24 protein-coding genes and 1 pseudogene are annotated in these 24,203 nt (G+C 45.9%); 17 read left to right on the top strand and 8 right to left on the bottom strand.

Features of this window, described 5'->3' with window-relative positions; translation table 11 throughout:
• Positions 1 to 20: 20 nt before the first annotated feature.
• Positions 21 to 1,496, top strand: coding sequence for a glycoside hydrolase family 30 beta sandwich domain-containing protein (locus NYE38_RS10390; protein ID WP_017417979.1), 1,476 nt, complete (start codon positions 21 to 23; stop codon positions 1,494 to 1,496).
• 33 nt (positions 1,497 to 1,529) lie between these two features.
• Here the strand turns inward: NYE38_RS10390 and NYE38_RS10385 are convergent, their stop codons facing one another.
• Together NYE38_RS10385 and NYE38_RS10380 are read right to left on the bottom strand one after the other, a co-directional pair.
• Entirely contained in the window at positions 1,530 to 3,020 is a 1,491-nt protein-coding gene (locus NYE38_RS10385; RefSeq protein WP_012117763.1) for a sodium:solute symporter, read from the bottom strand.
• Positions 3,020 to 3,220: a DUF3311 domain-containing protein gene (locus NYE38_RS10380; RefSeq protein WP_003153716.1), complete on the bottom strand. Its 201-nt coding sequence runs from the start codon at positions 3,218 to 3,220 to the stop codon at positions 3,020 to 3,022. Before NYE38_RS10380 ends, NYE38_RS10385 begins: the two co-directional genes overlap by 1 nt.
• Before the next feature lie 185 nt (positions 3,221 to 3,405).
• Here NYE38_RS10380 and NYE38_RS10375 point away from each other — a divergent pair, with 185 nt between their 5' ends.
• Positions 3,406 to 4,329 carry a ring-cleaving dioxygenase gene (locus NYE38_RS10375; protein WP_017417978.1) on the top strand — a complete coding sequence of 308 codons (924 nt, stop codon included), beginning with the start codon at positions 3,406 to 3,408 and terminating at the stop codon, positions 4,327 to 4,329.
• A gap of 2 nt (positions 4,330 to 4,331) precedes the next feature.
• The gene (locus NYE38_RS10370; RefSeq protein ID WP_025649771.1) at positions 4,332 to 4,934 is read left to right on the top strand and encodes an alpha/beta hydrolase; all 603 of its coding nucleotides are present in this window, start codon (positions 4,332 to 4,334) and stop codon (positions 4,932 to 4,934) included.
• 43 nt (positions 4,935 to 4,977) lie between these two features.
• On the opposite strand, the gene NYE38_RS10365 is transcribed toward NYE38_RS10370, so the two are convergent.
• The gene (locus tag NYE38_RS10365) at positions 4,978 to 5,586 is read right to left on the bottom strand and encodes a nitroreductase family protein (protein ID WP_003153727.1); all 609 of its coding nucleotides are present in this window, start codon (positions 5,584 to 5,586) and stop codon (positions 4,978 to 4,980) included.
• Positions 5,587 to 5,715: 129 nt separating this feature from the next.
• On the opposite strand from NYE38_RS10365, the gene NYE38_RS10360 reads away from it, so the two are divergent.
• A complete protein-coding gene (locus tag NYE38_RS10360; protein ID WP_003153729.1) occupies positions 5,716 to 6,057 on the top strand; it encodes a winged helix-turn-helix transcriptional regulator in 342 nt (113 codons plus the stop codon).
• Between the two features lie 39 nt (positions 6,058 to 6,096).
• Here NYE38_RS10360 and NYE38_RS10355 read toward each other — a convergent pair.
• Positions 6,097 to 6,465: pseudogene (locus tag NYE38_RS10355) on the bottom strand (hypothetical protein).
• Between the two features lie 52 nt (positions 6,466 to 6,517).
• Entirely contained in the window at positions 6,518 to 6,907 is a 390-nt protein-coding gene (locus tag NYE38_RS10350; protein ID WP_003153733.1) for a tautomerase family protein, read from the bottom strand.
• Positions 6,908 to 7,109: 202 nt separating this feature from the next.
• On the opposite strand from NYE38_RS10350, the gene NYE38_RS10345 reads away from it, so the two are divergent.
• On the top strand, positions 7,110 to 7,349 hold the full coding sequence (locus NYE38_RS10345) for a hypothetical protein (RefSeq protein WP_003153736.1): 240 nt from the start codon (positions 7,110 to 7,112) through the stop codon (positions 7,347 to 7,349).
• Between the two features lie 35 nt (positions 7,350 to 7,384).
• Here NYE38_RS10345 and NYE38_RS10340 read toward each other — a convergent pair whose 3' ends face one another.
• The gene (locus NYE38_RS10340) at positions 7,385 to 7,849 is read right to left on the bottom strand and encodes a hypothetical protein (RefSeq protein WP_014418128.1); all 465 of its coding nucleotides are present in this window, start codon (positions 7,847 to 7,849) and stop codon (positions 7,385 to 7,387) included.
• A gap of 97 nt (positions 7,850 to 7,946) precedes the next feature.
• On the opposite strand from NYE38_RS10340, the gene rarD reads away from it, so the two are divergent.
• From rarD to bshB2, 4 genes are all read left to right on the top strand, one after another.
• On the top strand, positions 7,947 to 8,843 hold the full coding sequence (rarD, locus tag NYE38_RS10335) for an EamA family transporter RarD (RefSeq protein WP_012117756.1): 897 nt from the start codon (positions 7,947 to 7,949) through the stop codon (positions 8,841 to 8,843).
• Between the two features lie 67 nt (positions 8,844 to 8,910).
• The gene (locus tag NYE38_RS10330; RefSeq protein WP_017417975.1) at positions 8,911 to 9,189 is read left to right on the top strand and encodes a hypothetical protein; all 279 of its coding nucleotides are present in this window, start codon (positions 8,911 to 8,913) and stop codon (positions 9,187 to 9,189) included.
• Entirely contained in the window at positions 9,186 to 9,536 is a 351-nt protein-coding gene (locus NYE38_RS10325) for a YojF family protein (RefSeq protein ID WP_007611980.1), read from the top strand. Before NYE38_RS10330 ends, NYE38_RS10325 begins: the two co-directional genes overlap by 4 nt.
• A 17-nt stretch (positions 9,537 to 9,553) precedes the next feature.
• Complete coding sequence (gene bshB2, locus NYE38_RS10320) at positions 9,554 to 10,219, top strand: bacillithiol biosynthesis deacetylase BshB2 (RefSeq protein ID WP_007407961.1); 666 nt, start codon at positions 9,554 to 9,556, stop codon at positions 10,217 to 10,219.
• A gap of 27 nt (positions 10,220 to 10,246) precedes the next feature.
• Here bshB2 and NYE38_RS10315 read toward each other — a convergent pair whose 3' ends face one another.
• Positions 10,247 to 11,095, bottom strand: a complete 849-nt coding sequence (locus NYE38_RS10315) for an STAS domain-containing protein (protein ID WP_017417974.1) — start codon at positions 11,093 to 11,095, stop codon at positions 10,247 to 10,249.
• A gap of 13 nt (positions 11,096 to 11,108) precedes the next feature.
• Positions 11,109 to 12,470, bottom strand: coding sequence for an MATE family efflux transporter (locus NYE38_RS10310; RefSeq protein ID WP_014418126.1), 1,362 nt, complete (start codon positions 12,468 to 12,470; stop codon positions 11,109 to 11,111).
• A gap of 277 nt (positions 12,471 to 12,747) precedes the next feature.
• Between NYE38_RS10310 and cdaS the strand changes: the two genes are divergently transcribed.
• The 8 genes from cdaS (at position 12,748) to odhB (ending at position 24,161) form a co-directional block, all read left to right on the top strand.
• Positions 12,748 to 13,374 (top strand): sporulation-specific diadenylate cyclase CdaS, encoded by a 627-nt coding sequence (cdaS, locus tag NYE38_RS10305; protein WP_017417972.1) that lies wholly within the window; start codon positions 12,748 to 12,750, stop codon positions 13,372 to 13,374.
• Between the two features lie 118 nt (positions 13,375 to 13,492).
• Positions 13,493 to 14,704 (top strand): macrolide family glycosyltransferase, encoded by a 1,212-nt coding sequence (locus NYE38_RS10300; RefSeq protein WP_017417971.1) that lies wholly within the window; start codon positions 13,493 to 13,495, stop codon positions 14,702 to 14,704.
• A gap of 322 nt (positions 14,705 to 15,026) precedes the next feature.
• Positions 15,027 to 16,268, top strand: coding sequence for a peptidoglycan endopeptidase (locus NYE38_RS10295; RefSeq protein ID WP_017417970.1), 1,242 nt, complete (start codon positions 15,027 to 15,029; stop codon positions 16,266 to 16,268).
• Between the two features lie 82 nt (positions 16,269 to 16,350).
• Positions 16,351 to 16,941, top strand: coding sequence for a superoxide dismutase family protein (locus tag NYE38_RS10290; RefSeq protein WP_017417969.1), 591 nt, complete (start codon positions 16,351 to 16,353; stop codon positions 16,939 to 16,941).
• A 77-nt stretch (positions 16,942 to 17,018) separates the two neighbouring features.
• The gene (locus NYE38_RS10285; protein WP_017417968.1) at positions 17,019 to 17,909 is read left to right on the top strand and encodes a MoxR family ATPase; all 891 of its coding nucleotides are present in this window, start codon (positions 17,019 to 17,021) and stop codon (positions 17,907 to 17,909) included.
• A 10-nt stretch (positions 17,910 to 17,919) separates the two neighbouring features.
• The gene (locus NYE38_RS10280; RefSeq protein WP_017417967.1) at positions 17,920 to 19,836 is read left to right on the top strand and encodes a VWA domain-containing protein; all 1,917 of its coding nucleotides are present in this window, start codon (positions 17,920 to 17,922) and stop codon (positions 19,834 to 19,836) included.
• Between the two features lie 227 nt (positions 19,837 to 20,063).
• The gene (gene sucA, locus NYE38_RS10275) at positions 20,064 to 22,898 is read left to right on the top strand and encodes a 2-oxoglutarate dehydrogenase E1 component (RefSeq protein ID WP_017417966.1); all 2,835 of its coding nucleotides are present in this window, start codon (positions 20,064 to 20,066) and stop codon (positions 22,896 to 22,898) included.
• A 15-nt stretch (positions 22,899 to 22,913) separates the two neighbouring features.
• Complete coding sequence (gene odhB / locus NYE38_RS10270; protein WP_014418119.1) at positions 22,914 to 24,161, top strand: 2-oxoglutarate dehydrogenase complex dihydrolipoyllysine-residue succinyltransferase; 1,248 nt, start codon at positions 22,914 to 22,916, stop codon at positions 24,159 to 24,161.
• Positions 24,162 to 24,203: the final 42 nt, after the last annotated feature.

Below are 24,203 nucleotides of genomic sequence, written 5' to 3'. Positions count from 1 at the left end.
AAGGAAAGGGATGGTGGCTCATGTTTTTTAAAAAAGGTCTGCACATGACGCTGGTTTTTCTTATGTTTTTCTTTTTCATATCAAGCAGCATGACCGAAGTGTATGCGGCTGATCGGAAGGCTTCAGACAAAAACAAAGTAAGGGTGTGGTTCAGTTCTGAAAAAGATCCGGCTTCCCGTACGTGGTATGACGGGCCGCAGGAAGTGAAATACGCCTTAGACGAACAAACACCGCTTACATTGACAAAAAAGAAGACTTCTGACTCCGCCGCCGTGTATATTGATCCGTCGCGCCGCTATCAAAGTGTGTTAGGCGTAGGATCGTCCCTGGAAGAATCCACAATCCATAATTTATCAAAAATGACACCCGCAAAAAGAAAAGAAGTGCTGAAAAAACTGGTTGATCCCAAAGATGGTATCGGCATGGACGTTATGCGTATAACGATCGGGACATCTGATTTTACGGCACAGGAATTTTATACGTATGATGATATGCCTGAAGGGCAAACAGATCCTAAGCTCCGTCATTTCTCGATCCAAAAGGATATTGATTTACACATTACAGCAACCATCAAGGAAGCGCTGGAGATAAATCCGGAACTGAAAATCATTGCCTCACCGTGGAGCCCGCCGGCTTGGATGAAAACGAATGAAAACCTTAAGCGGGGAAAGCTGAAAGATAAATATATCGGCGAACTGGCCGTTTACTTCCGCAAATTTATTGAGGCGTACGAAAAGCAAGGAATTCCGATTTATGCCATGACCCTTCAAAATGAACCTTTGCTGGAAATCGACTATCCGAGCATGTATATGCCGCCGTCTCAGCAGCGCAAACTGGCACTGGCCTTAAAAAAAGAAATGAAAAAACACGTAATTGACACGAAAATTTGGATTTATGATCACAATGCGAGCGGGGCGTGGAACTATATTCCGCCGATTTTAGATGATAAAAAAGGAAACCGGGCGGCAGACGGCATCGCTTTTCACGATTATGACGGTGACCTTTCCGTCATGTCGGAGATCGGAAAGAGATATCCTGATCAATCTATTCACTTAACGGAGCGGTCTGTCTGGGGGACGGCAGGGGCGGACCGGATCGCGCAGTATTTCCGCAACGGCGCGTCGAGCTACAATGCGTGGGTGACGATGCTCGACAGTCAAATCAAGACGCATCATTGGATAGGCACCCCAGACCCGACGCTGTTTATTCAGGATGCTAAAAACCCTGACCGCTATTGGAATATCCCGATCTTTCATATGACAGGCAACTTTTCAAAATTTATCGACCGGGGAGCAAAGCGGATAGAAAGTAATTACGGCTCCAAAAACACAGTCTCGAATGTATCGTTCCTTAATCCTGATCAATCCATTGTGACAGTCGTAATCAACCAGACATCCGCCGACCAAAAATTCCATGTCGTTTCAGAAAATCGGCAGTTTGAAGCCGTCATCCCGGCTAAAACCGTGGCTACCTACAAATGGAAGCAAAAAAAGTAAAAACCGGCACATTTACGTGCCGGCTTCTTTCTGTTAAGCGCCTTTTTGGTTCAGTTGATCAGAAGGCGCTTTATTAAATAAACCGTCTTTGACGGCGTTTGAAGCCGCTTTTTTTACAAAAAACGGGTTAAGAATAATAACGGCTGCCATGTTAGCGGTCAAACCCCAAAAGCCTTCATATATACCGTGGGCGGATTGGGTGATATTTACCGTGAATGTCACGATAAGACCGACGAGAAGACCGATAATTGTCGCTTCTTTCGTTTGATTCTTCCAAAACAGACTGACGGCGATAGCCGGAAAGATCTGAACCATGCCGGAAACACCGAGAAGCTGAAGGGTAACGAGCGCAGTCGGGAACAGCATGCCGAATAAAAGCGCGAGCCCGATGACGACAAATACCATTGAACGGGTGATCATTGTCAGCTTGCTTGGTGACACATTCGGGTGAATCAAATCCCGATATAAGTTATTCGCAAATAAGTTTGATGCTCCGATGGCCATGATAGAGCAGGGAATCAATGACGCAAGGGCAATCGTGGAGTAAGCAAAGCCCTGCGCGACTCCGCCGTAAGACGTTTGAATCAGCTTCAATAAAGCGAGCCGCGGATTGGTATCTTCCGGCAGGACAAGAAACGCGATAAAGCCGAGAAAAATAACAAGAATCAAAACAATATTATAAAGCGGCAGAAACATGCTGTTTTTGCGGACGGCATCTGCGCTTTTTGCCGTAAATACGCCGGTTGCCGCATGCGCCCACATAAAGAGCGCCAGCGCAGATACGATGGAAGCTGTGATAAACCAAGGAATTCCTTTCGGCCCCGAGTCCGGGATCGTTAGCATTTGCGGCGCTTTTTCAGCCAAAGTGTGAATCATCGGCGTCCAGCCGTGAAAATGGATCAGCGGGAGTGAGACGACCATAAACAGCATAATCACCCACACGAGAATGTCTTTAATAATCGCCGTAAACGTCGGCCCTTTAATTCCGCTGAAAAAAGTATACAGCGCTACAAGAATAAAAGAGATGATGACGACCATATTGACATTAATGACACCCGTTCCGGCCACCTGAAGCGTATCTTGAATTCCGCTCAGCTGGAGACAAATATAAGGAATGAGCATAAGAACGCCGACAATCGCGACAAGACTGGCCAAAAGTTTACTGTCAAAACGCTCACGGGCATAATCGGCAAGCGTCGTTAATTTGTGTATTTTTGCCACTTTCCACAGCTTCGGCAGAAAGAAATAAGCGATAAAATACGCCAAAACAGAATACGGGATTGCAAAAAAAGCAACGCTTCCCCCTGTGTAGGCTGTGCTTGTTAAGCCTAAAAACGTATAAGCCGTATAGAGATCCGCGCCGACTAAAAACCAGACGAGGAGCCCCCCGAACCGTCTGCCGCCGACAGACCATTCCTCAACAGAAGTGCGTGATGATTTGTCTCTCCCGGCTATAAAGCCGATGCAGACAACGGTTAAAACGATGACGGCTGTAATGATCAATGCTGTTATATTTGCGGGCATCAGTCCAGTCCTCCTTGTTTCTTCTGCAGCCTATAAATAAGAAACGAACATAATGGAGTGACTGCGATCCATAAAAGCAGCCAGAAATGAAAAAAAGGCAGCCCGATAATGATCGGATGAACCCGATTAGCGACTGACAGCAGGGCCAGCTGGCTGAAAGGGATTAAGATGAGAACGAAAATTAGTGCTTTTCTGACCATTTACTTTCCTCCTGAAACTTGATAATGCTCCTTATCATAGCAGGTGTCAGAAAAGATCACAAGATATTTTTCAGAAAAAAAAGAATTCTATTACTTTTTTAACTGAAACACTTTAGTTGCATCTTCATTCATATTAAATTAGAATAGTTAATATCTCGAAATCAAGATATTTAGGAGTGAATACATTGAATACACAAGGATTGCACCATGTTACCGCATTTGCAAAAGATCCTGCTGAAAATCTTCGGTTTTATACTGAAGTGCTGGGTTTGCGGCTCGTTAAAAAAACCGTTAATTTTGACGACCCGGCCACTTACCACTTTTATTTCGGCAACCAAAACGGAGAGCCGGGCACGATCATTACATTTTTTCCTTTTCAGGGAAGCCGCCCGGGAACCGTGGGAAAAGGGCAGGCCGGAAGAATTTATTTCTCCGTGCCGAAAGGAGCACTCGCGTTTTGGAAGCGCCGGCTTGAAGAAAACGGCTTGTCTGTAAAAGAGCAGATCATACTGTCTGAACAAGTGCTTCTCTTTAATGATACAGAAGACCTGCCGCTTGCCATAATGGAAGATGAAAGAAGCGGACAGAGTGAATGGACGCCTTCGGGCATTACTGAAAAAGAAGCGATCACAGGCATGAGAGGTGTTCTTTTGTACTCGTACCGTCCTGAAGCAACCATTCAATTTCTCATAGAACGCTTCGGTTATTCAAAGACAGGAGAAGAAAATCAGATTGTCAGGCTGCAATCGGAGGTCCGGATCGGACATATTATAGATGTTGATCTCGCGCCGAAAGAAGCAGGTATCGGCGGTTACGGGACAGTCCATCATGTCGCTTTCCGCACTACCGAAAAAGAGCAGGCGGAGTGGAAGGACATTCTTGCTGCTTCTCATCTTGCTTCATCTGACATTCTTGACAGGTCTTACTTTACTTCAATCTATTTCAGAGAAAGCGGCGGCATTTTATTTGAAATGGCAACCGATGAACCGGGCTTTATGACGGATGAATCCTTTGAAAATCTCGGAACAGAGCTGAAGCTTCCGGAATGGCTGGAAGAGCATCGCAGCCAGATTACAGCTGTTCTGCCCAAAATGGAGAAAGGAGAATGATGATGAAACATGTGTTTGAACAGGGGACGTCAGAAAATGTTCTGCTGCTTTTGCACGGAACGGGGGGAAATGAACATGATCTTCTGTCGCTCGGACGTTTTATCGATCCGAAAGCAAGTTTGCTCGGGGTCAGAGGATCAGTGTCGGAAAACGGCATGCCCCGTTTTTTTAAGCGGCTGAAAGAAGGCGTATTTGACGAGAAAGATTTAATTGAACGGACGGAAGAATTAAAGAATTTTATTGATGAAGCGGCGCAAATGTACGGATTCAGCAGAGAAAACGTGATTGCTGCCGGCTATTCAAACGGCGCCAATATTGCAGCAAGTCTTTTGTTTCATTATAAAGATGTACTGAAAGGAGCGGTTCTGCATCATCCGATGGTGCCGATACGCGGAGTGAAGCTGCCTGATATGAAAGGGATGCCTGTGTTTATCGGTGCGGGAAAACGCGATCCCCTATGTACAAAAGAAGAATCGGAGGAGCTTTATCAGTATCTGACAGATGCTCATGCATCCGTTTCTCTTGTTTGGCAGGAGGGCGGTCATCAGCTCACACAGCAGGAAGCAGAGCAGGCAAGAACCTGGTACAGTGAGCGATTCCTATAAAAAACCCTTAGTCTGCTTAAGCGGACTAAGGGTTTCTTTCATCTTACAGCCAAGTTGACACTTTAGATACAGGCAGCCGGTTGCTTTTATGCGCCGGCTTAACGGCTTTGCCGATTGAAATCAGCATGACGGGCACGAAACGCTCGCTCACGTCGAATTCCTTAACGAATTGCTCTTTATTGAATCCGCCGATCGCGCAAGTGTCGTAGCCTTTTGCTTTAGCGGCAAGCATCAGCTGCATCGCTGCTAAAGAAGCGTTTAAAAATGCTGAATCACGGGCAAACTGATCATTTTGGTATGCGCCGTTAATCTGGCCTAAAAGCGTTTGTTTAATCTCTTCTGTGATATTGCCTTGCTCAGCCAGTTCAGCATAAACGTCTTCACCATTTTCATTTGCTTTTAAATCGCCTAATACGGCAATAACTGCTGATGAATCAATAATCTGTTTTTGATTAAAAGCAACCGGAAGCAGGGCAGCTTTTGCTTCATCACTGTGAAAGACTTGAAAATGCCAATGCTGAAGGTTCCAGGCGGAAGGCGCTTGCGTTGTGATTTCAAGGAGTTCTGTTAATTCCTCTTTTGTAATGACCGCGTCTTTATCGTATTCTTTAACAGATGCGCGTTCCTTTAAAACGTCTAATACGGATGTCATCATGTTTCCTCCTTCGGATAAACGTGTTATCATAATAGAAAAGTTAGAAGCTTACTAAATGTAACTCGAAAACTAATTTTAATGGATCACAAAAAACTTGTCAATTCATAGATGAAGGGATGAACTCACGTGGGATATACAATGTGTCCTAAAATGGAATCCGCTTTTTCCCTTTTGGGAAAGCGCTGGAACGGCCTCATTATCCATGTACTGATGGACGGGCCGAAACGATTTAAAGATATGACCGAAACGATACCGACAATCAGCCAAAAAATGCTCGCGGAGCGGCTCAAAGAGCTGGAACAAAATGAAATCGTCGAGCGTCAGGTGCTGCCTGAAACACCTGTCAAAGTCATTTATAAACTGACTGATAAAGGCATGGCCCTGCAAGCCGTTTTTCAGGAAATGCAAAAATGGGCAGACAGTTTTTGCGAGCCCGGGGGATCTGCCAACGACACATGTGATGAATAACAAAGGCTGCCCAAGGCAGCCTTTTCTTAATAATAATGTTTACTCGTCATAAAAACCATTAATATCAAAATTGTTCAGATTGAGGTTCAAGCCTTTTAATTGCTTTAATAAAGCATCGAATGTAAGGAAATGATCATTTTTACATTCCGCCGGAACATCATTTGGAGAAAATAGTTTCATTCCCCCCTCAATCTACTGTTTCCGGTATAACTGAAATGCCGCTTCAATTAAATGATCAGGCGTTACAATAAACCCTAAGCTTACGTCATGGTCCTCACTGTAGCCGAATTCAAACCCGCAGCAGGGGCAAATATCAAATGTTTTTTGATATTCGCCGTTATAAACGGGACTTGTCTCTAATCCTTTAAATCCGCATATCAAACAAGGGTACAACTCACTAACCAACATACATCCCTCTTTTATTCAATTTGCAATCATTCAGAACAAGCGGGGAGGCCTTTTACAGTTTCCCGGTTAAAAACTGAGCCTCACCAAGCCCGAAGCTCCAATCGGCGTTCCCGTTTTCTGTAATGGAAATCATGACGTCCTCGGGTGATATGCCGCATTCTGTTTTAAGCTGATCAGCCATCAGTTGATATAATGTTTCTTTTTGATGTTCGGTGCGCGCTTTGCTGACAATGCTGATGATGACAAGATCTTTGCTTCTTTTGAAACCGAGCCCGGTATCTTCAATGATAAGCTCATGAGGCCGATGCTGGTGAACGATCTGATAACGGTCCGTTACAGGGACGTCAAAAGCTTTAACCATGGCGTAATGGGCGGTATCCAGTAGTTTTTTTAATGCTGCGTCATCCCGGCCTTCAATAACGTCAAAACGAAGTAATGGCATATTTTATTCCCCCTGATGGTTTTTTATAATGTCGCAACTTGTAAAAAAGTATAACAGTTAATCAAAATGTAATCAAATTATAACCAAAATATTTATACGTTAATGCAATATCAGAGAGAGGCACATGTTGTTACAATCGCCCAATCAATTTCCTCATTTTATGAATACGCTTAAGAATAGGCAGACATAAAGGAGGAAAAACATGTACCCTCGTCATGCATTGTATCGCGGGAATTTCGGTCCTGCCGGATTTCCGGCGAGAAGTCCTTTTTTGTTCGGCGCTCCTTTATTCGGCGGATTTTTAGGCGGTCTTCTCGGAGGCGTAATTGCCACAGGTTTTACAAGACCCCGCTATCCGTACGGGTTCGCCGGTTACGGATACGGAGGCGTCCCATACGGCGGCTTCGGTCCGGGAGCCGGCGGTTATCCGCCATTTTATTAAAGAAAAAACGGCCTGCATCGCGCGGGCCGTTTTTTTTATCTTAAAATCTCCACTTCCGATAAATTGTAGTCTTCCTGTTTTGAAAACATAACTTCAATCATCCCGTCTTTATAGACTGCTTTTGTTCCTTTCCGTTTGACGAGGCTCGGAAGGATGATTTCTTTTTTTCCTTCTCCCAGACTGCTGTTCTCTACAACGAGGCTGTGTGACGTATGCTTAATCCTGATACGGTCGAGTTCCTCTTGTTCTGCGGGAATTTTCGCAAAAACATGATCGGATGTTTCAAACAGGTCAATTTCCGGCTTGGGCGGTTCCGCTTCGACCGGATCGGCCTTTTTGGACATTGGGTCGCGAAAAGGGAACTGTCCGGCATAACCGGCGCCGAATACGCTTTCCATCACTCGGTTGACATATGTCTCGACATCTTTCGGATCAGCATTTTTAAACGTTTCTTTAGAGAACTGATTTTGGAAGGGAAAATATCTGTTCCAATCAAACACGGCATCTCACCCTTTCTTAACGGACAACATAGTATATGCCCGCCGGAAGCATCCCGTGATATAATATAATCTGTTTACAGAAAGGAAGGGGAAGGCCGTGCAAGGGAATAACGCAAGAAAAGGAATCATTTATACCGCTTGTTCTTTCGCCATGTGGGGGCTGTTTCCGGTCTATTGGAAACTTCTTGAACAAATACCCGCATTGGACATTTTAGCTCACCGGATTTTATGGTCATTTGTTTTCATGTGTGTGCTTTTAACTGTGCTTAAGAAGTGGAAAACCGGATGGCGTGAACTGCGTCTTTTGAAATCGGAAGGGGGCCTGCTGGCGCTTTTTTTCGCTTCCGTTTTAATTTCCGTTAATTGGTTTGTGTACATATGGGCCGTCAATCACGGCTTTTTGCTTGAAGCAAGTCTCGGGTACTACATTAATCCGCTCGTTTCCGTTCTTTTGGGCATCCTATTCTTAAAAGAAAAGCTTAACAAGATGCAAACAGCAGCCGTTTCTATTGCCGGGGCGGCCGTGATCATATCTGCGTTTCAATATGGCGCGGTTCCTTATATCGCATTGCTGCTTGCATTCAGCTTCGGCCTGTACGGCTTATGTAAAAAAAGAACCCGCATGTCCAGCACGATCGGACTGACGCTGGAGACGCTTTTGATTACCCCGGCTGCACTTATTTATTTAGGATATACAGCTGACGGGAGCACTTCCGGGTCCTTGGGGGCAGGAACATGGGCGCTCCTATTTTTCGCAGGCGTATTTACGGCCCTGCCGCTGTTACTGTTTGCGGAGGGGGCAAAGCGTCTGCCGCTGTATCAAGTCGGCATTTTGCAATATATAGCGCCGACCATTACCCTTATGCTCGGCGTATTTGTGTATCATGAACCGTTTTCCGGGCAAAAAGCGTTTACCTTCATTTGTATATGGGCAGCATTGCTTTTGTTTACCTTTTCACAGATCAAATGGAAGCGGCCGATAAAAAGCCGCTAAGCCTTTCGCTTTCCAGCGATAGCTTAAATTATGTATAATCATTACGAGTATGTAAAGGAGCTGTACAATGGGCACTGATAAAGACATAGCAAAAGCCTATCAGACACTGTGGAATAACCGCACTCTCCCGGCTTCAACTCTTGAAGAAGCGGAGAAGGCAATTGATCTTGAACTGCTTGATCAAAGAACACATCCGAGGCTCCGGAAGTCACCCGAGGAAAAGTTTGCTCTGGCGGTGCAGCGAATTGTAGATTCCCGGCTGCGGCCGATTGAGAAATATGAATTGGTTGAACTACATACGAAGCGTTTGCAATTTTTAAAAGAAGAAAGAGGGGAGCAGCTATGAAAGCGATCATAAAAGAAGATGTGCAAACTTCTTTAGAGCGATATGCCGATCGTCCTGTATATATCCATTTGGAAACAACGACCGGTTCTTATTCAGCGCATCTGAATGAGAAAAACATGACGGTTGTAGCCTATATACGCAATGCAAAAGTGACGTACCATCAGGCGAAAATCAAAGGAAACGGCCCGTACCGCGTCGGTTTGAAAACAGAAGAGGGCTGGATTTACGCAGAAGGTCTGACTGAGTATACAGTAGATGACGAAGACCGTCTGTTAATGGCAGGGCATCTGCCGGGCGGAAAATTGGCGATTTCGCTTCAAATCAGCGAAAAGCCGTTTACAGTTTAAAGAAAAGGGTGAAAATCATGAAAGAACATGTACTCGTCATCCTGCCTCACCCTGATGATGAATCATACGGAGTGGCAGGGCTGATTGCTTTACACAGACAAAAAGATATTCCCGTTACGTATGCATGCGCAACGCTTGGCGAAATGGGCCGAAACATGGGAGACCCTTTTTTCGCGAACCGTGAAACACTGCCGCTGTTAAGAAAGCAAGAGCTGATTGACGCATGCAAAGCAATGGACGTTACTGACCTGAGAATGCTCGGGCTTCGTGATAAAACACTTGAATTTGAAGATGACGAGTGGCTCGCGGATATGATGGAAGAGATTATCGACGATGTAAAACCGAGTCTGATTGTCACATTCTATCCGGAGCACGGCGTCCATCCGGATCATGATGCATGCGGCGAAGCGGTCATCAGAGCGCTTTACAGAAAGAAAAAAGAGGACCGCCCGCGCACGCTTTGCATGGCAATCACCCGCAACAGGGAGGAAGCCGTCGGCAAGCCTGATGTCATTCTTGATATTAAAGAGGTTGCCGATATTAAAATGAATGCCTTAAAAGCGCACCGCACCCAAACGGAAGGCATGCTGAGAGAGCTGGAAGAAAAAATAAAAAATAACGAGCCGGTTCTTCAGACATGGTTTGAAGAAGAAGTGTATTGGACATATCCGTGGAAAGACTGATAAAAAAAGGGATAAGGCTGAAATGCCTTATCCCTTTTTTTGTGTCAGATCGGAAGCGATCGCTTCCGCAAGCGAAGACCGTATTGATAAATTTGAAAAACTCAGTCCGAGCTGCACCGCGGTTTGGGCGATTTCAGGACGGATTCCGGATAATGTCGCTTTCACGCCGAGCATTCCGAGTGATTCAATTAAGGTGAAAAGCTGTTGGGCAACCATCGTATCAATCATGGCTACACCTGATAAATCAATGTACAGCTGCGTGATGCGCTTCTCTGAACACTGGTGCAGCGTATTCTCCAAAATCATTTTGGCTCTTGCCGTGTCAATATCCCCGATCAGCGGCAGCAGTCCGACATTGTCAAAAAGCACAATTACCGGCGAGCTCAGCTCGGTGATCAATTCTTTTTGCGCTTCAAGCTGAATGTTTGTGTTTTTATACATTTCCTCTATGAAAATATGAATGACCACATCAAACGATTTGATCAGCGTATGGAATATATCTTCGGCATCTTCTTCTGTCACGGTGTCCGAATGAAGTCTGGTAAACTGCTTGACATGGCCGACATACAAATCACGAACTCTGATAAACTCGCGAATAATATAATGGATGGGAGTTTTTAAATGTTCTTTATCCCGTGCGGCTTTAAACGCCCACTTTTCCAAGGCCGCTGTATATACTTCCTTCTCTTCAGAAAAAATCCGATTGAGCTGATAATTAAACGCCAGATTTTGTTTTTTCAGATTTGTGAGTACAGCCGGGTCAGTAGAAGCATAAACAGAATCAGGATCCGTTTCATGAAGCGTATCAAACCATGTCTGACTGATGTCCTCCGCCCGTTCAGTTAAATAATCGTACAGCAGTTTATGTTTTGGCATTGCTGCTCCTCCTTTATAAAATCATCATTTTTTTCACATAACGCTTTTGCAGTTTCATCAGTCTGAAGAATAAACCGACAGCTCCTGCGGCAAGTCCTGCAATTAACCCGATCCAGTAGCCGTATGCCCCGAGGCCCGTATAAGTGCCGACTGCGTAACCGAGCGGAAGCCCGATAATCCAATACGAAACAAAAGCCGCGCCGAGTGTATAGTTGACATCCTTATATCCTCTCAGAGCGCCTTGTATCGGAGCTGCTACGGCATCAGAAAGCTGGAAAAACAGCGCATAGATTAAAAAGTGCTGCGTCAACATGAGCACCGCCGGATCTGATGTATACATTCCGGCGATTTGCGGCCTGAACAGTAAAATGAAAGCCGCCGTGCATAAAGAAAAACTAAGCGCCATCACGATCCCGATATAGCTGTATGAGCGGGCATCTCTATAGCGATTTGCGCCTGCTTCAAAGCCGACTAAAATGGTCATGGCCATGGATACGCTGAGCGGCAGCATATACAAGAGGGAGGCAAAATTCATTGCCGCCTGGTGGGCTGCAATCGTCACCGTCTGAAAATGGCTCATAAGCAGTGTGACAGCCGCAAAAATGCTCGTTTCAAAAAATACCGCAAAACCGATAGGTAAACCGATTTTCAAAAGTTTTCTGCATTCAGACGGAGAAAAACGGTACAGTTTCCGAAATACAGAGTACCCGGCAAACGGCTCAAATCTGCAGACGATAAAAAAGCTGATGGCGCAAATACACCAGTAAGTCAGGGCAGAAGCGAGCCCCGCACCGACTCCGCCCAATGCCGGCATGTTGAATTTCCCGAAAATAAATACATAATTTAAAACAAAATTAATAGGCAATGAGCAAAGCGTAATAAGCATTGTGACTCGCGTTTTGCCGAGTGCATCAATAAACGAGCGCAAAACGGTGTACACAAACAAAGGAAAAATACCGAGGGATAAAAAGCCTAAAAAGTGTTTTGCGATCGTCCGGACACGAGGTTCCAGGCCCAAATGTCCCAAGATCATATCAACGGTGAAAAAGCCGATCAGGATAACCGCCGCACTGAGAACGGCCGCTACATAAACGGCCTGGATGACGGAAAACGGCACTTCCTTTTGTCTGCCGGCTCCAAACAGCTGCGAAACAACGGGCGTAACGGCCATTAATATTCCTGCAAGGCCCGTATAAACCGGCGTCCACAGGCTTGAACCGATTGCAACCCCGGCTAAATCGGCAGCGCTCACTTTCCCTGACATCACCGTATCCAAAAAGGTGATCAGGGAAAGGCCCGCCTGTGTGATTAAAATCGGAATGAAGATATGTAACAGCTGTCTGACCTTTTGGCCGATCGTGTTCGTTTCTCTCAAGTTAGGTTCCCCGTTTCTTTATTTTAACGAGAGAAATTATAACATTTTATGTATAAAAAGCAATGAAAGCCGGCCTACTCTTTTTTGTCCGATTTCGGCTTTTTAAACATCTTGGCATAAATGAATGAAAGTGAAATGACCCCTAAAAAGGTGCAGATATATTGCATCAGCCGTGCGAATTCCATATGATGTGCGCCTCCTTTCATGATTATGGTGCACACAGCGGCGCATATCCATGCGCACGATGCAGAAAATAGGGGAAAGGAGCTGATGTGACATGCGCCACACTCAAATGACGGAAAGCGCGTTTACCGCTGCCGTTCAAACGTATTTGAAACAAATTACAGAGGATGCCGGAATGATACTGCGGACATTGGATGAAAAAGACCAATGCCTTCTTTGCGAATTAGATGAACTGGGACATACGTTTCAGGAAATGCAGGCTGTCGCTTCGTCGTTTTACCTGCAGTCATATATCGAACATTTTACGCCTTCCTATACAGAGCTGGCGAGGGCCGTGCAGCATCTGGCGGAAGAAAAACACGGAGCGCTGATTGTGATTGAACGTGCAGATCCGCTGGACGGAATAATACAAAAAGGGACCAGCCTGCATGCCGAGATCAGTTCAGCTTTAATTGAGAGTATTTTTTATCCCGGCAATCCGCTTCACGACGGAGCCGTATTGGTCAGAGAAAACCGGGTTGTATCAGCAGCCAATGTGCTTCCGCTCACAACAAAACATGTCGATCTCAAATACGGGACGCGCCACAGGGCCGCGATGGGACTTTCGGCCGTGACTGATGCACTCGTGCTCGTTGTTTCAGAAGAAACGGGAAAAATGTCCTTTGCTAAAGACGGCGGACTGTATCCGCTTGTTTCGCCGCGGGCGCTTCATACGAAATAATAAGAAAATGGGAATATTGTACCCATTTAATATTAATAAGGTGAACATCTTTACCTTTTTCTGTATTGATGTTATCGTTTAAATATACATAAAATTTAAAAGAATAGGGAGTGGAAAGATGGCAAATGTATTGATGATCGGCTTTCCGGGAGAAGGCCATATCAATCCGTCTTTAGGAGTCGTAAAAGAACTGAAGGCAAAAGGGGAACATGTCGTATATTACGGCGTGAAGGAATATGAGAACAAAATCGCGTCAAGCGGAGCGGAATTCCGTGAATATGAAGATTTCCGAAAAGATGAATTCGGAAAAAACGCAACGGGTGATGAACAGCGGGACGCTACCGAGTTTTTACTATTAATGATTGAGACTTCCAAAAAAGCCGCTCTCCGTATTCTTGAAGAAGTAAAGGATGAATCCTACGACTACATCCTGTATGATCATCATTTTCTGGCAGGAAGGCTCGTGAGAAACCAGCTGAAACTGCCGGCATATTCACTTTGTACGACATTTGCAATGAATGAAGCATTTATTAAAGAAGTGTTTTCAAATACAAACCTTGTATCAGAGGAATCATCTCATTATCCGGCTTATACCGAAGCGGTCAGCCGGCTCAATGAAGAATTCAGCGCAGACATTAAAACGCCGTATGATATTTTCTCAAATGACGGCAGAAAAACCATCGTGTTTACTTCAAGAGCGTTTCAGCCGAAAGAAGAAGAGTTTGGCGAATCTTATCTCTTTGTCGGTCCGTCCATAACCGAAAGGGCGGCGGCTCAAGATTTCCCGTTTGAACAGCTTGAAGGAGAAAACGTCCTGTTTATTTCCATGGGCACGATTTTTAACAATCAGAAGGAATTGTTTAATAAATGCTTAAAAGCGGCCAGAAACTTTAACGGAAAAGCCGTCATGTCAATCGGCAAACATCTTGATCCGGCGGAGCTTGATGAAATTCCTGAGAATGTCATTGTAAAGCCTTATGTTCCGCAGCTTGAGATCCTGAAGAGAGCGGACTTATTTATCACTCACGGCGGAATGAACAGTACGAGCGAAGGGCTTTACTACAAAACCCCGATGATCGTCATTCCGATGGGCGCAGATCAGTTCGCCGTCGGAAGCCAAGTGGAAAACACGGGCGCGGGCAAGATGTTTAAAAAAGAAGATGTAACAGCGGAACTGCTCACTGAAGCAATAAAAGAATTGAGCGAAAATCCTGAATATCAGACAAAAGCTTCTGAAATCGGAGAATCCCTGAAAGCGGCCGGCGGAGCACAGCGTGCAGCGGAATTGATAGCAGAAGACGTGAAAACTGCCGAGACCCGGGTTCTGTAATCACAGCCGTCACCCGCTTCCTTTAAAGGAAGCGGGCTTTTTTTGATTGTTTTTCGGGAGGATTTTTCACGCCGTAAAGAGAATTGTATGAAAAACAGACAAGAAAGGTGGAATGTCGCGGAAAAAAGCCATGTTATGAAAATGATTCTAAAGTCTTTTGTGAAATGTTCTCAATTTATGTAAAATGTGTGGCATTGGTGATGATCTAAGGCCAAATGAATCGGAATTAATGTCGACTTCTGAATGAATCCTGCATAACAGGCGGCGTCCAAAGAAAAGGAACGTCCCTTTCAGCAATGATAAATAGGAGGTTTTTCGTTATATGAAGAAAAAAATCGCAGCCGGACTGGCTGTATCTGCAGTAATGACTTCAACCTTCGCCGTGCATCCCGCTGAAGCAAAAACCATTCAAGTAAAAAGCGGCGACTCTCTTTGGAAGCTTTCCCGGCAATATCATACAAGTATTTCAGCCCTGCAGGCGGAAAATAAACTGAAATCAACGATACTCCATCCCGGACAGCGGCTGCACATTCCTGACGGCAGCGGCACACATAAAACGGGTCAAAAAGGAAAACGAAGCACGGGTGCTTACACAGTTACATACGGAGACTCATTATGGGTGATCGCAAAAAAATACAAAATGAGCGTTTCTGAGCTGAGAAGCCTGAACCGTTTGAGTTCAGATGTCATCTATCCCGGCCAGAAACTGAAAATTAAAGGGTCTGCCGGCGGCACGGACGGAGGCGGCAGACAGACAAAGCCTGATAAAGGCGCATCAGGGACTTACACTGTGAAGCCGGGTGACTCGCTGTGGAAAATCGCCAATCAAACCGGCGTCACCATCGCCGAACTGAAAAAGCTGAATCAATTAACATCAGACATGCTGTATCCGAATCAAGTATTAAAGATCAAAGGTTCTTCACATAACGGAAACAGCGGCACAACACCGCCATCTCATTCAAACCCTTCTGAGAAGCCATCCACTTACAAAGTAAAAGCAGGCGATTCCCTCTGGAAAATTGCTAATCGGTTCGGCATCACCGCTCAGCTCATCAGAGAAAAAAATAAATTGACAACTGATGTGCTTCAAATCGGACAAGTTCTGGTGATTAACGGAACGGGAAAAACAGAAGATCCTGTGCGGCAGCCGGATAACAAACCGGCAAAGCCAAACAAGCCGAATACTCCCGAACCTCCGGTGACAGGGTCAAAGATTGACAGAATGATAGGCGAGGCGAAAAAACATGTCGGCGTGCCTTACCGCTGGGGAGGCAATACGCCTGCGGGCTTCGATTGCAGCGGTTACATCTATTACCTTTTAAATAAGGTAACCTCTGTTTCCCGTCTGAGCACGGCCGGATATTGGAATACGATGAAACATATCAGCCAGCCGTCAGCAGGCGACTTTGTCTTCTTTACGACATATAAAGCGGGCCCTTCTCATATGGGAATGTATTTGGGCGGAGGAGATTTTATTCACGCAAGCTCCTCCGGGGTTGAAGTTTCAAACTTAAGCAATCCGTATTGGAAAAAAGCGTATTTAGGAGCGCGCAGTTATTTTTAAAAAAAGCCTTTCGGGGCTTTTTTTGTTTACCATTTTCACGTTTTGACAAGACTGATGGGTAAAAAAATAAGGGGGAGGAAGCATGCATCGTCTCTTGCTTTTTCTCATGCTCGCATCAATTACGCTTTGCGGCTGCGGGGGGAGGCCCGCTCCTGTTCCGCCCAAAAAACATGAGGAAAGCCGCGCATTGGAAGCATCTGCATACCGTGAGCATGGCGGACTCATCAATCAAAACGGAAAAACGATCGGATATATCGAAGTGAGGGAATCTGATGATGAAGGGTCAGACATTCATATATCAGCGGGGCATCTGCCGCCCGGCGCTTCTCTCGGATTTCATATTTATGAAAAAGGGACATGTCAGGCACCTGATTTCGAATCAGCCGGGGGACCGTTCAACCCTTTGAGCAAAGAACACGGCTTCAACAATCCGATGGGTCATCACGCCGGGGATCTCCCCAATCTTGAAGTGGGGGCTGACGGTAAAGTGGATGTCATTATGAATGCGCCGCAAACTTCATTAAAAGAAGGGAGCAGACTCAGCCTGCTCGACCGGGACGGAAGCGCGTTCGTCATTCATGAACATACGGACGATTATTTAACAAACCCGAGCGGGAATTCCGGAGCCAGAATCGCCTGCGCTCCCCTGACAAAAAGCGCCCGCAGGGAATGAGCCCTTTTGTATTGAGTATACAAGGGCTTTTTTAGTATACTCGGTTATGGAATACAAATGGAAAGGAAACATCACCTATGACTTCAGAATTACAGCACCTATCACTTCCGGAAGATATACAAAACAAACTGCAGGCTTATCAAAATCATCCCGTTTCCCAAGAATTCCGGGATTTAATCGGATCATCAGGCTATGAGGCCGAAGATAAAGCGATTGTATTCGATGCCGTCATCGCTTTGACAATGGGAAAAAATATCTTATTAAAAGGACCGACGGGTTCAGGGAAAACAAAATTGGCGGAAACGCTTTCGAACTATTTTCATAAACCGATGCACAGCGTCAACTGCTCCGTAGACCTCGATGCAGAAGCGCTTGTCGGCTATAAAACGATTGAAAATGATCAGGGACAGGCGACAATTGAATTCGTTCCCGGACCTGTAACAACCGCAATGAACGAGGGACATTTTTTATACATTGACGAAATCAATATGGCAAAGCCTGAAACCCTTCCGATTCTAAACGGCGTGCTTGATTACAGAAAAATGATGACAAATCCCTTTACAGGAGAAGTGATTAAGGCAAGCGAAGGATTCGGTGTTATCGCCGCGATTAATGAAGGCTACGTCGGCACCGTTCCGCTGAACGAAGCCCTTAAAAACCGTTTTGTCATCATTGATGTTCCGTATATTAAAGGAAGCCTCCTGAAACAGGTGCTGACCTCTCAGTCTGTCTTAAAAGATGAGAAATTAATTGAACGCTTTATGACGCTGTCTTCTGATTTAATCGCACAAGCGCATAACGGACAAGTGTCAGAAGAAGCGGCGTCCATCAGGGCTCTCATTGATACGTGCGACTTGGCTGCGTACATCCCGCCGAAACGGGCGATTGAAAGAGGCATCGTGGAAAAACTTGATGACGACAGGGAAAAAGCCGCTGTCAGAAATATTGCAGAAACGCTGTTCGAATGAGGGACATACAATGAAGTTTATCAAATTTAACGACAGCACGATTGATTCGTTTTTGTTCATGATGCTGACTGACCTGGCCAAAACACTGACCAGAAGCAGTGAAGTTGAAGTGGAATACGGCGTGCAGTCTTACTACAATCCCTTTGAAAAGAAAATTTACATGAGCCACTTTTGGAAAGACCGATCAGCCGGGGATATGGAAGCCGGCCTGAAAAGCGATGTCTATTTGCGCGCTGTCGGAACACGCAGCAGCTCATTTCGGGAATTTGCGGGGTTTTTAAATGACGTTCACCGGCACTTCACCCGCCAAAGCTTTGCCAAGCAGCTGTTTATGCTGCTTGAGGATATCAGAATTGAAGAGCTGATCAAAAAAGAACGGCCGGGAACGAAACGTGTTTTTCAGAAGCGGAGGGAGATGTACAGGAAATATTTCACGACGCAGCTGACATTGAATTTAGAACGGAGCATTTTCACCGACGCTTTGTATTGCGCGATGTTTGTCAAGCTGACGGCTGAGTCTCCGCTTGAAGGCATTCCTTCCATGCATGAACATATTGATATGATGATACCGTATATTGAACGTCAGCTCATCCGGGTGTATGAGGCGGATTCTACGGAACAAATCGCAAGAATAACGGAAGACCTCATGGAAGGCCTTGATGAAGTGCTTGAGAAAGATATGCTGAACACGTACTTTTTTCTGCCGGAACTTGATTACGAAAAAGCGGCTGAAGAGCCTTTATTCGAAAGCGTAAAAAAAGCGCCTTCGTTAAGTGACGATCTCACGCTCCCTGAGTCTTCCGACGGAGATGAAGAAATCCTTGAAGAGAAAATGAATACGTGGCACCGGGAAACCGAAGCGCCGTCAAAAAGTTTCCTTCAATTTGATATTGAGCACGGCGCGAAATCAGATCTTGGGAAAGACGCGGCCAGAGAAGGCGATGACGGTGACCAGGCGCTCGGCTCCGTTCAAGGCTCCGCACGTCAGACGAAAAGAGAGGATTACTCCAAACTGGAAGCGCTTGAATCCATTCAGGATGAACATAAGGGCGCGGGGCTGGCTGACGGAAAAGAAAACAAATTTGCCTTCCCGGTTTATCAAACGCCTCATAAAGCGTCTCCTGAAGAGGAGCAGTCTTATAAAGAACAGGCAAAAACGATAGAATCATATCAAAAACGCCTGAAGCAGATGATACAAAAAACACTTGAGCACAAAAAAACGCTCCCGCGGACCGACCTTCACGCAGGCCGGCTGAATCGCAAACTGATCCGTTATTTTACGGAGCGGAACCCGCGCCTTTTCTATAAAAAGCAGGACCCGTCTTCAGACATTGACGCCGTTTTTACATTGCTTGTCGATTGTTCGGCCAGCATGTTCGACAAAATGGATGAAACAAAAAGAGGGATCGTTCTTTTTCATGAAGCCTTGAAATCAGTGTCCGTACCGCACCAGATCGTCGGATTTTGGGAGGATACGAACGAAGCGACCGAAACGAGCCAGCCGAATTTCTTCAATACCGTCATTCCGTTTGAAGAGTCGCTGCTGCAGGCGGCGGGTCCGCTGATCATGCAGCTTGCGCCTGAAGAAGATAACAGAGACGGGTACGCCATCAGACAAATGACGAAACAGCTGATGCGGCGGAGTGAGGCGCAAAAATTTTTAATCGTGTTTTCAGACGGAGAGCCGGCAGCATTCGGATACGAACAAAACGGCATCGTCGATACGAGCGAGGCTGTCATCGAAGCGAGAAAAAAAGGGATAGAAGTCATAAATGTTTTTCTGTCCAATACTGCGATAGAAGAATCACAGATGAAAACCATTCAGGATATGTACGGAAAGTACAGTATTTTTGTTCCGGATGTCGATCAGCTGCCCGATGTACTGTATCCGCTCTTGAAAAAACTGCTTCATAAAAGCATAGGATAGGCTTTTTCCTATGCTTTTTCGCTTTTTATTTTAAAATGATTTAATTTTTTCGGTATTGATCTGTTTTTTTTACTATTTTGTGAACAATCAAGGTAGAATCCAAACGCAATCAGTGGTAAAATATCCTTGGAAGCGTTTTTATTACATAATTTTGGGCACAGCGTTCAAAAGTTATTTCAAGATAGTGAATTGATCACTTGATTATCTAGGTTGGGGGTAATATTCAAATGTTTCAAAATAATATGAAACAAAGAATGAATTGGGAAGATTTTTACGGACCGAACCTCGGCTACGCACTGGAGCTGTACGACCAATATGCTGAAGATCCAGACAGCATTGATCCGGATCTGAAAGACATGTTTGACGAACTCGGCGCTCCGCCAAGCCAAATAAAAGAGGCATCGGGAACAAAGGAACAGGGACGCGTCACCGCAGATCTGATTCAAAAGATCGCAGCAGCAGTTAAACTTGCAGAAGATATTCGAACCTATGGCCATCTGAACGCTTCCGTCAATCCGCTCAGAAAGGATCCGAAAAAGAGCGAGCTCTTTCCGTTATCCGAGTACGGGCTTACAGAAGAAGAAATGAAAGCAATACCCGCGTCTGTCATCTGTAAAGACGCACCTGCCAATATAACAAACGGCTTAGAAGCCATCCAGCATTTACGCAATACCTATAAAAGAACCATCTCCTTCGAGTTTGACCATGTGCATGATTTCGAAGAGCGCGCATGGATTACAAAAATGGTCGAATCCGGAGAACTGTTCCGGAAAAATTCACCGGAAAAACTGTCAGCCGTTTTAGAAAGACTGACGGAAGTAGAAGGATTTGAACAATTTTTACACCGGACATTCGTCGGTCAGAAGCGTTTCTCAATTGAGGGATTAGACGCGCTTGTGCCGGTTCTTGACGACATTATCGCCCAGTCTGTGAAAGCGGGCACAACCAATGTCAATATCGGGATGGCGCACAGAGGCCGTTTAAATGTGCTTGCGCATGTGCTCGGCAAACCGTATGAGATTATTTTCTCGGAATTCCAGCACGCGCCGAATAAAGACCTTGTGCCGTCTGAAGGATCGACCGGCATCAGCTACGGCTGGACGGGCGATGTAAAATATCACCTCGGTGCAGACAGACAGCTTCAGGATGCTGAAACCAAAAGCGCGCGGATTACGCTTGCAAATAACCCGAGCCACTTGGAATTCATCAATCCGATTGTGGAAGGAAGCACGCGGGCGGCACAGGAAACAAGAACGCAAAAGGGGTACCCGGTTCAAGACGAAACAAAATCGCTCGCCATTTTAATTCACGGTGACGCAGCGTTTCCGGGAGAAGGCATTGTCGCCGAGACGCTGAACTTAAGCTCTCTGAAAGGCTATCAGGTCGGCGGGGCCATTCATATCATCGCCAATAATATGATCGGCTTTACAACAGAAAGCGATGAATCACGGTCCACGAAATATGCCAGTGATTTGGCGAAGGGCTACGAAATCCCGATCGTTCACGTCAACGCGGATGATCCGGAAGCATGCCTGTCAGCCGTTAAATTTGCGGTTGAATACCGGAAGCGGTTCAATAAAGATTTCTTAATCGATTTAATCGGGTACAGACGGTACGGCCACAATGAAATGGATGAGCCGTCAACGACACAGCCGATGCTGTATGACGCCGTCAGAAAACACCCGACTGTCAAGCGGATCTTTGCGGAAAAACTCGTAAGTGAAGGACTGATCAGCGAGGAAAAAGCGCAAAACATCGAAACGGCAGTGACAAAACGTATTGAAGACGCCTATAAAAAGGTGCCCGCCAAAAAAGAAGACGCCGTACGGGAAATTGAATTGCCGGAACCGGTGTCCAACGGTTTTCCAGACGTTGACACAGCCATTGATTTTGATGTTCTCCGCAAGCTGAACGGCGAACTTATCAACTGGCCGGAATCTTTTAACGTGTTCGGCAAGCTGAAAAGAATCCTGGAAAGACGTGCAAAAGCGTTTGATGATGACCGTAAAGTTGAATGGTCATTGGCTGAATTGCTTGCGTTTGCTTCCATTTTGAAAGACGGCACGCCGATCCGGCTGACCGGACAGGATTCAGAGCGCGGAACGTTCGCTCAAAGAAACCTTGTGCTGCATGACAGCGAAACAGGAGAAGAATTTGTTGCCCTCCATCACTTAGACGACTGCGCTGCTTCATTTACGGTGCATAACAGCCCGCTCTCTGAAGGATCGGTTCTCGGCTTTGAATATGGATACAACGTGTATTCGCCTGAAACGCTTGTGATGTGGGAGGCGCAGTACGGGGACTTTGCCAATGCGGCTCAAGTCTATTTTGATCAATTCATATCTGCAGGACGGGCAAAATGGGGACAAAAATCAGGCCTGGTCATGCTGCTGCCTCACGGTTACGAAGGGCAGGGCCCTGAACACTCCAGCGGCCGCGTCGAGCGGTTCCTGCAGCTGGCGGCGGAAAACAACTGGACGGTGGCCAACCTGACAAGTGCGGCTCAGTATTTCCACATTTTAAGAAGACAAGCGAAAATGCTGCTTCGTGAGGAAATCCGCCCGCTTGTGATCATGACGCCAAAGAGCCTGCTGCGTAACCCGAATACGGTATCTGAAGTGCAGGAACTGAGCGAAAGCCGATTCAAGCCTGTCTATGAGCAGTCCGGACTTTCCCATGCTTACGAAAAAGTGACTCGCGTCGTATTATCAAGCGGAAAAGTGTCAATTGATATCAGCGATCACTTCAACAAAATGGAAGGCGATAAGGATTGGCTTCATATTGCCAGAATCGAACAGCTGTATCCGTTCCCGGCAAAAGATACGAAGGAGCTTTTCGCCAAACTGCCGAACCTGCAAGAGATCGTTTGGGTTCAGGAAGAGCCGCAGAACATGGGGGCATGGAGTTATATCAGCCCGTATCTGACGGAAATCGCGCCAAAAGGAGTAAATGTCCAATACATCGGCCGAAGAAGACGATCCAGTCCCGCAGAAGGAGATCCGACAGTCCACAAAAAAGAACAGGAACGCATTGTATCTGATAGCTTGACTCGCAAAAACTAAGGGGGAAATGAAAAAATGGCGGAAATTAAGGTACCTGAATTAGCAGAATCAATCTCAGAAGGAACGATAGCCCAATGGTTAAAGCAGCCCGGTGATTATGTAGAACAGGGTGAGTACTTGCTTGAACTGGAGACGGACAAAGTAAATGTTGAATTGACAGCAGAAGAATCGGGTGTTCTAAAAGAGGTATTGAAAGATTCGGGTGATACCGTCCAAGTAGGAGAAATTATCGGTACCATTACAGAAGGCGCTGGCGAAAGTTCTGCACCCGCCCCTTCAGAAAGTGCTCCAGCCAATGAACAAACGAAAGAGGAAGCAAAAGCTGAACCTGCTGCACAAGAAGTCAGCCAGGAAGCACAATCAGAAGCGAAATCCAGAACGATAGCGTCTCCGGCTGCACGCAAGCTGGCAAGGGAAAAAGGGATTGATCTATCACAAATTCCGACGGGGGACCCGCTCGGCCGCGTGCGCAAACAAGATGTGGAAGCTTATGAAAAACCGGCTTCAAAACCTGCGGCACAGCCGAAACAGCAGGCTCAAAAAACACAGCAAAGCTTTGACAAACCTGTCGAAGTGCAAAAAATGTCCCGCCGCAGACAGACGATCGCGAAACGATTGGTTGAAGTGCAGCAGACTTCTGCGATGCTGACTACATTTAACGAAGTTGACATGACGGCCGTTATGAATCTAAGAAAACGCCGTAAAGACCAATTCCTTGAGCAAAACGATGTAAAACTCGGTTTCATGTCGTTCTTTACAAAAGCCGTCGTGGCTGCATTGAAAAAATTCCCGCTCCTTAACGCTGAAATTCAAGGCGATGAGCTGATCGTGAAAAAATTCTATGACATCGGTATCGCTGTCGCGGCTGAAGAAGGGCTTGTCGTCCCAGTCGTGCGTGACGCTGACCGCCTGACGTTTGCCGGCATTGAAAGAGAGATCGGCGAACTTGCGAAAAAAGCGCGAAACAATAAATTAACATTAGGTGAGCTGCAAGGAGGCTCCTTCACGATCACAAACGGAGGTACATTCGGATCGCTTATGTCAACACCAATCCTAAACAGCCCTCAGGTTGGGATCTTAGGTATGCACAAAATTCAGCTGCGCCCAGTAGCGATTGATGCGGAGCGCTCTGAAAACCGTCCGATGATGTACATCGCTTTATCATATGATCACAGAATTGTAGATGGTAAAGAAGCGGTCGGATTCCTTGTCACCATTAAAAACCTGCTTGAAGATCCGGAACAGCTGTTGCTGGAAGGATAATTTGAGACAGACAAAAAGTACACTGCCCTTACAAGCAGTGTA

The organism is Bacillus sp. EU63 (assembly GCF_038592915.1).
GTDB lineage: Bacteria > Bacillota > Bacilli > Bacillales > Bacillaceae > Bacillus > Bacillus velezensis.
This window is presented reverse-complemented; position numbering and strand designations above follow the sequence as displayed.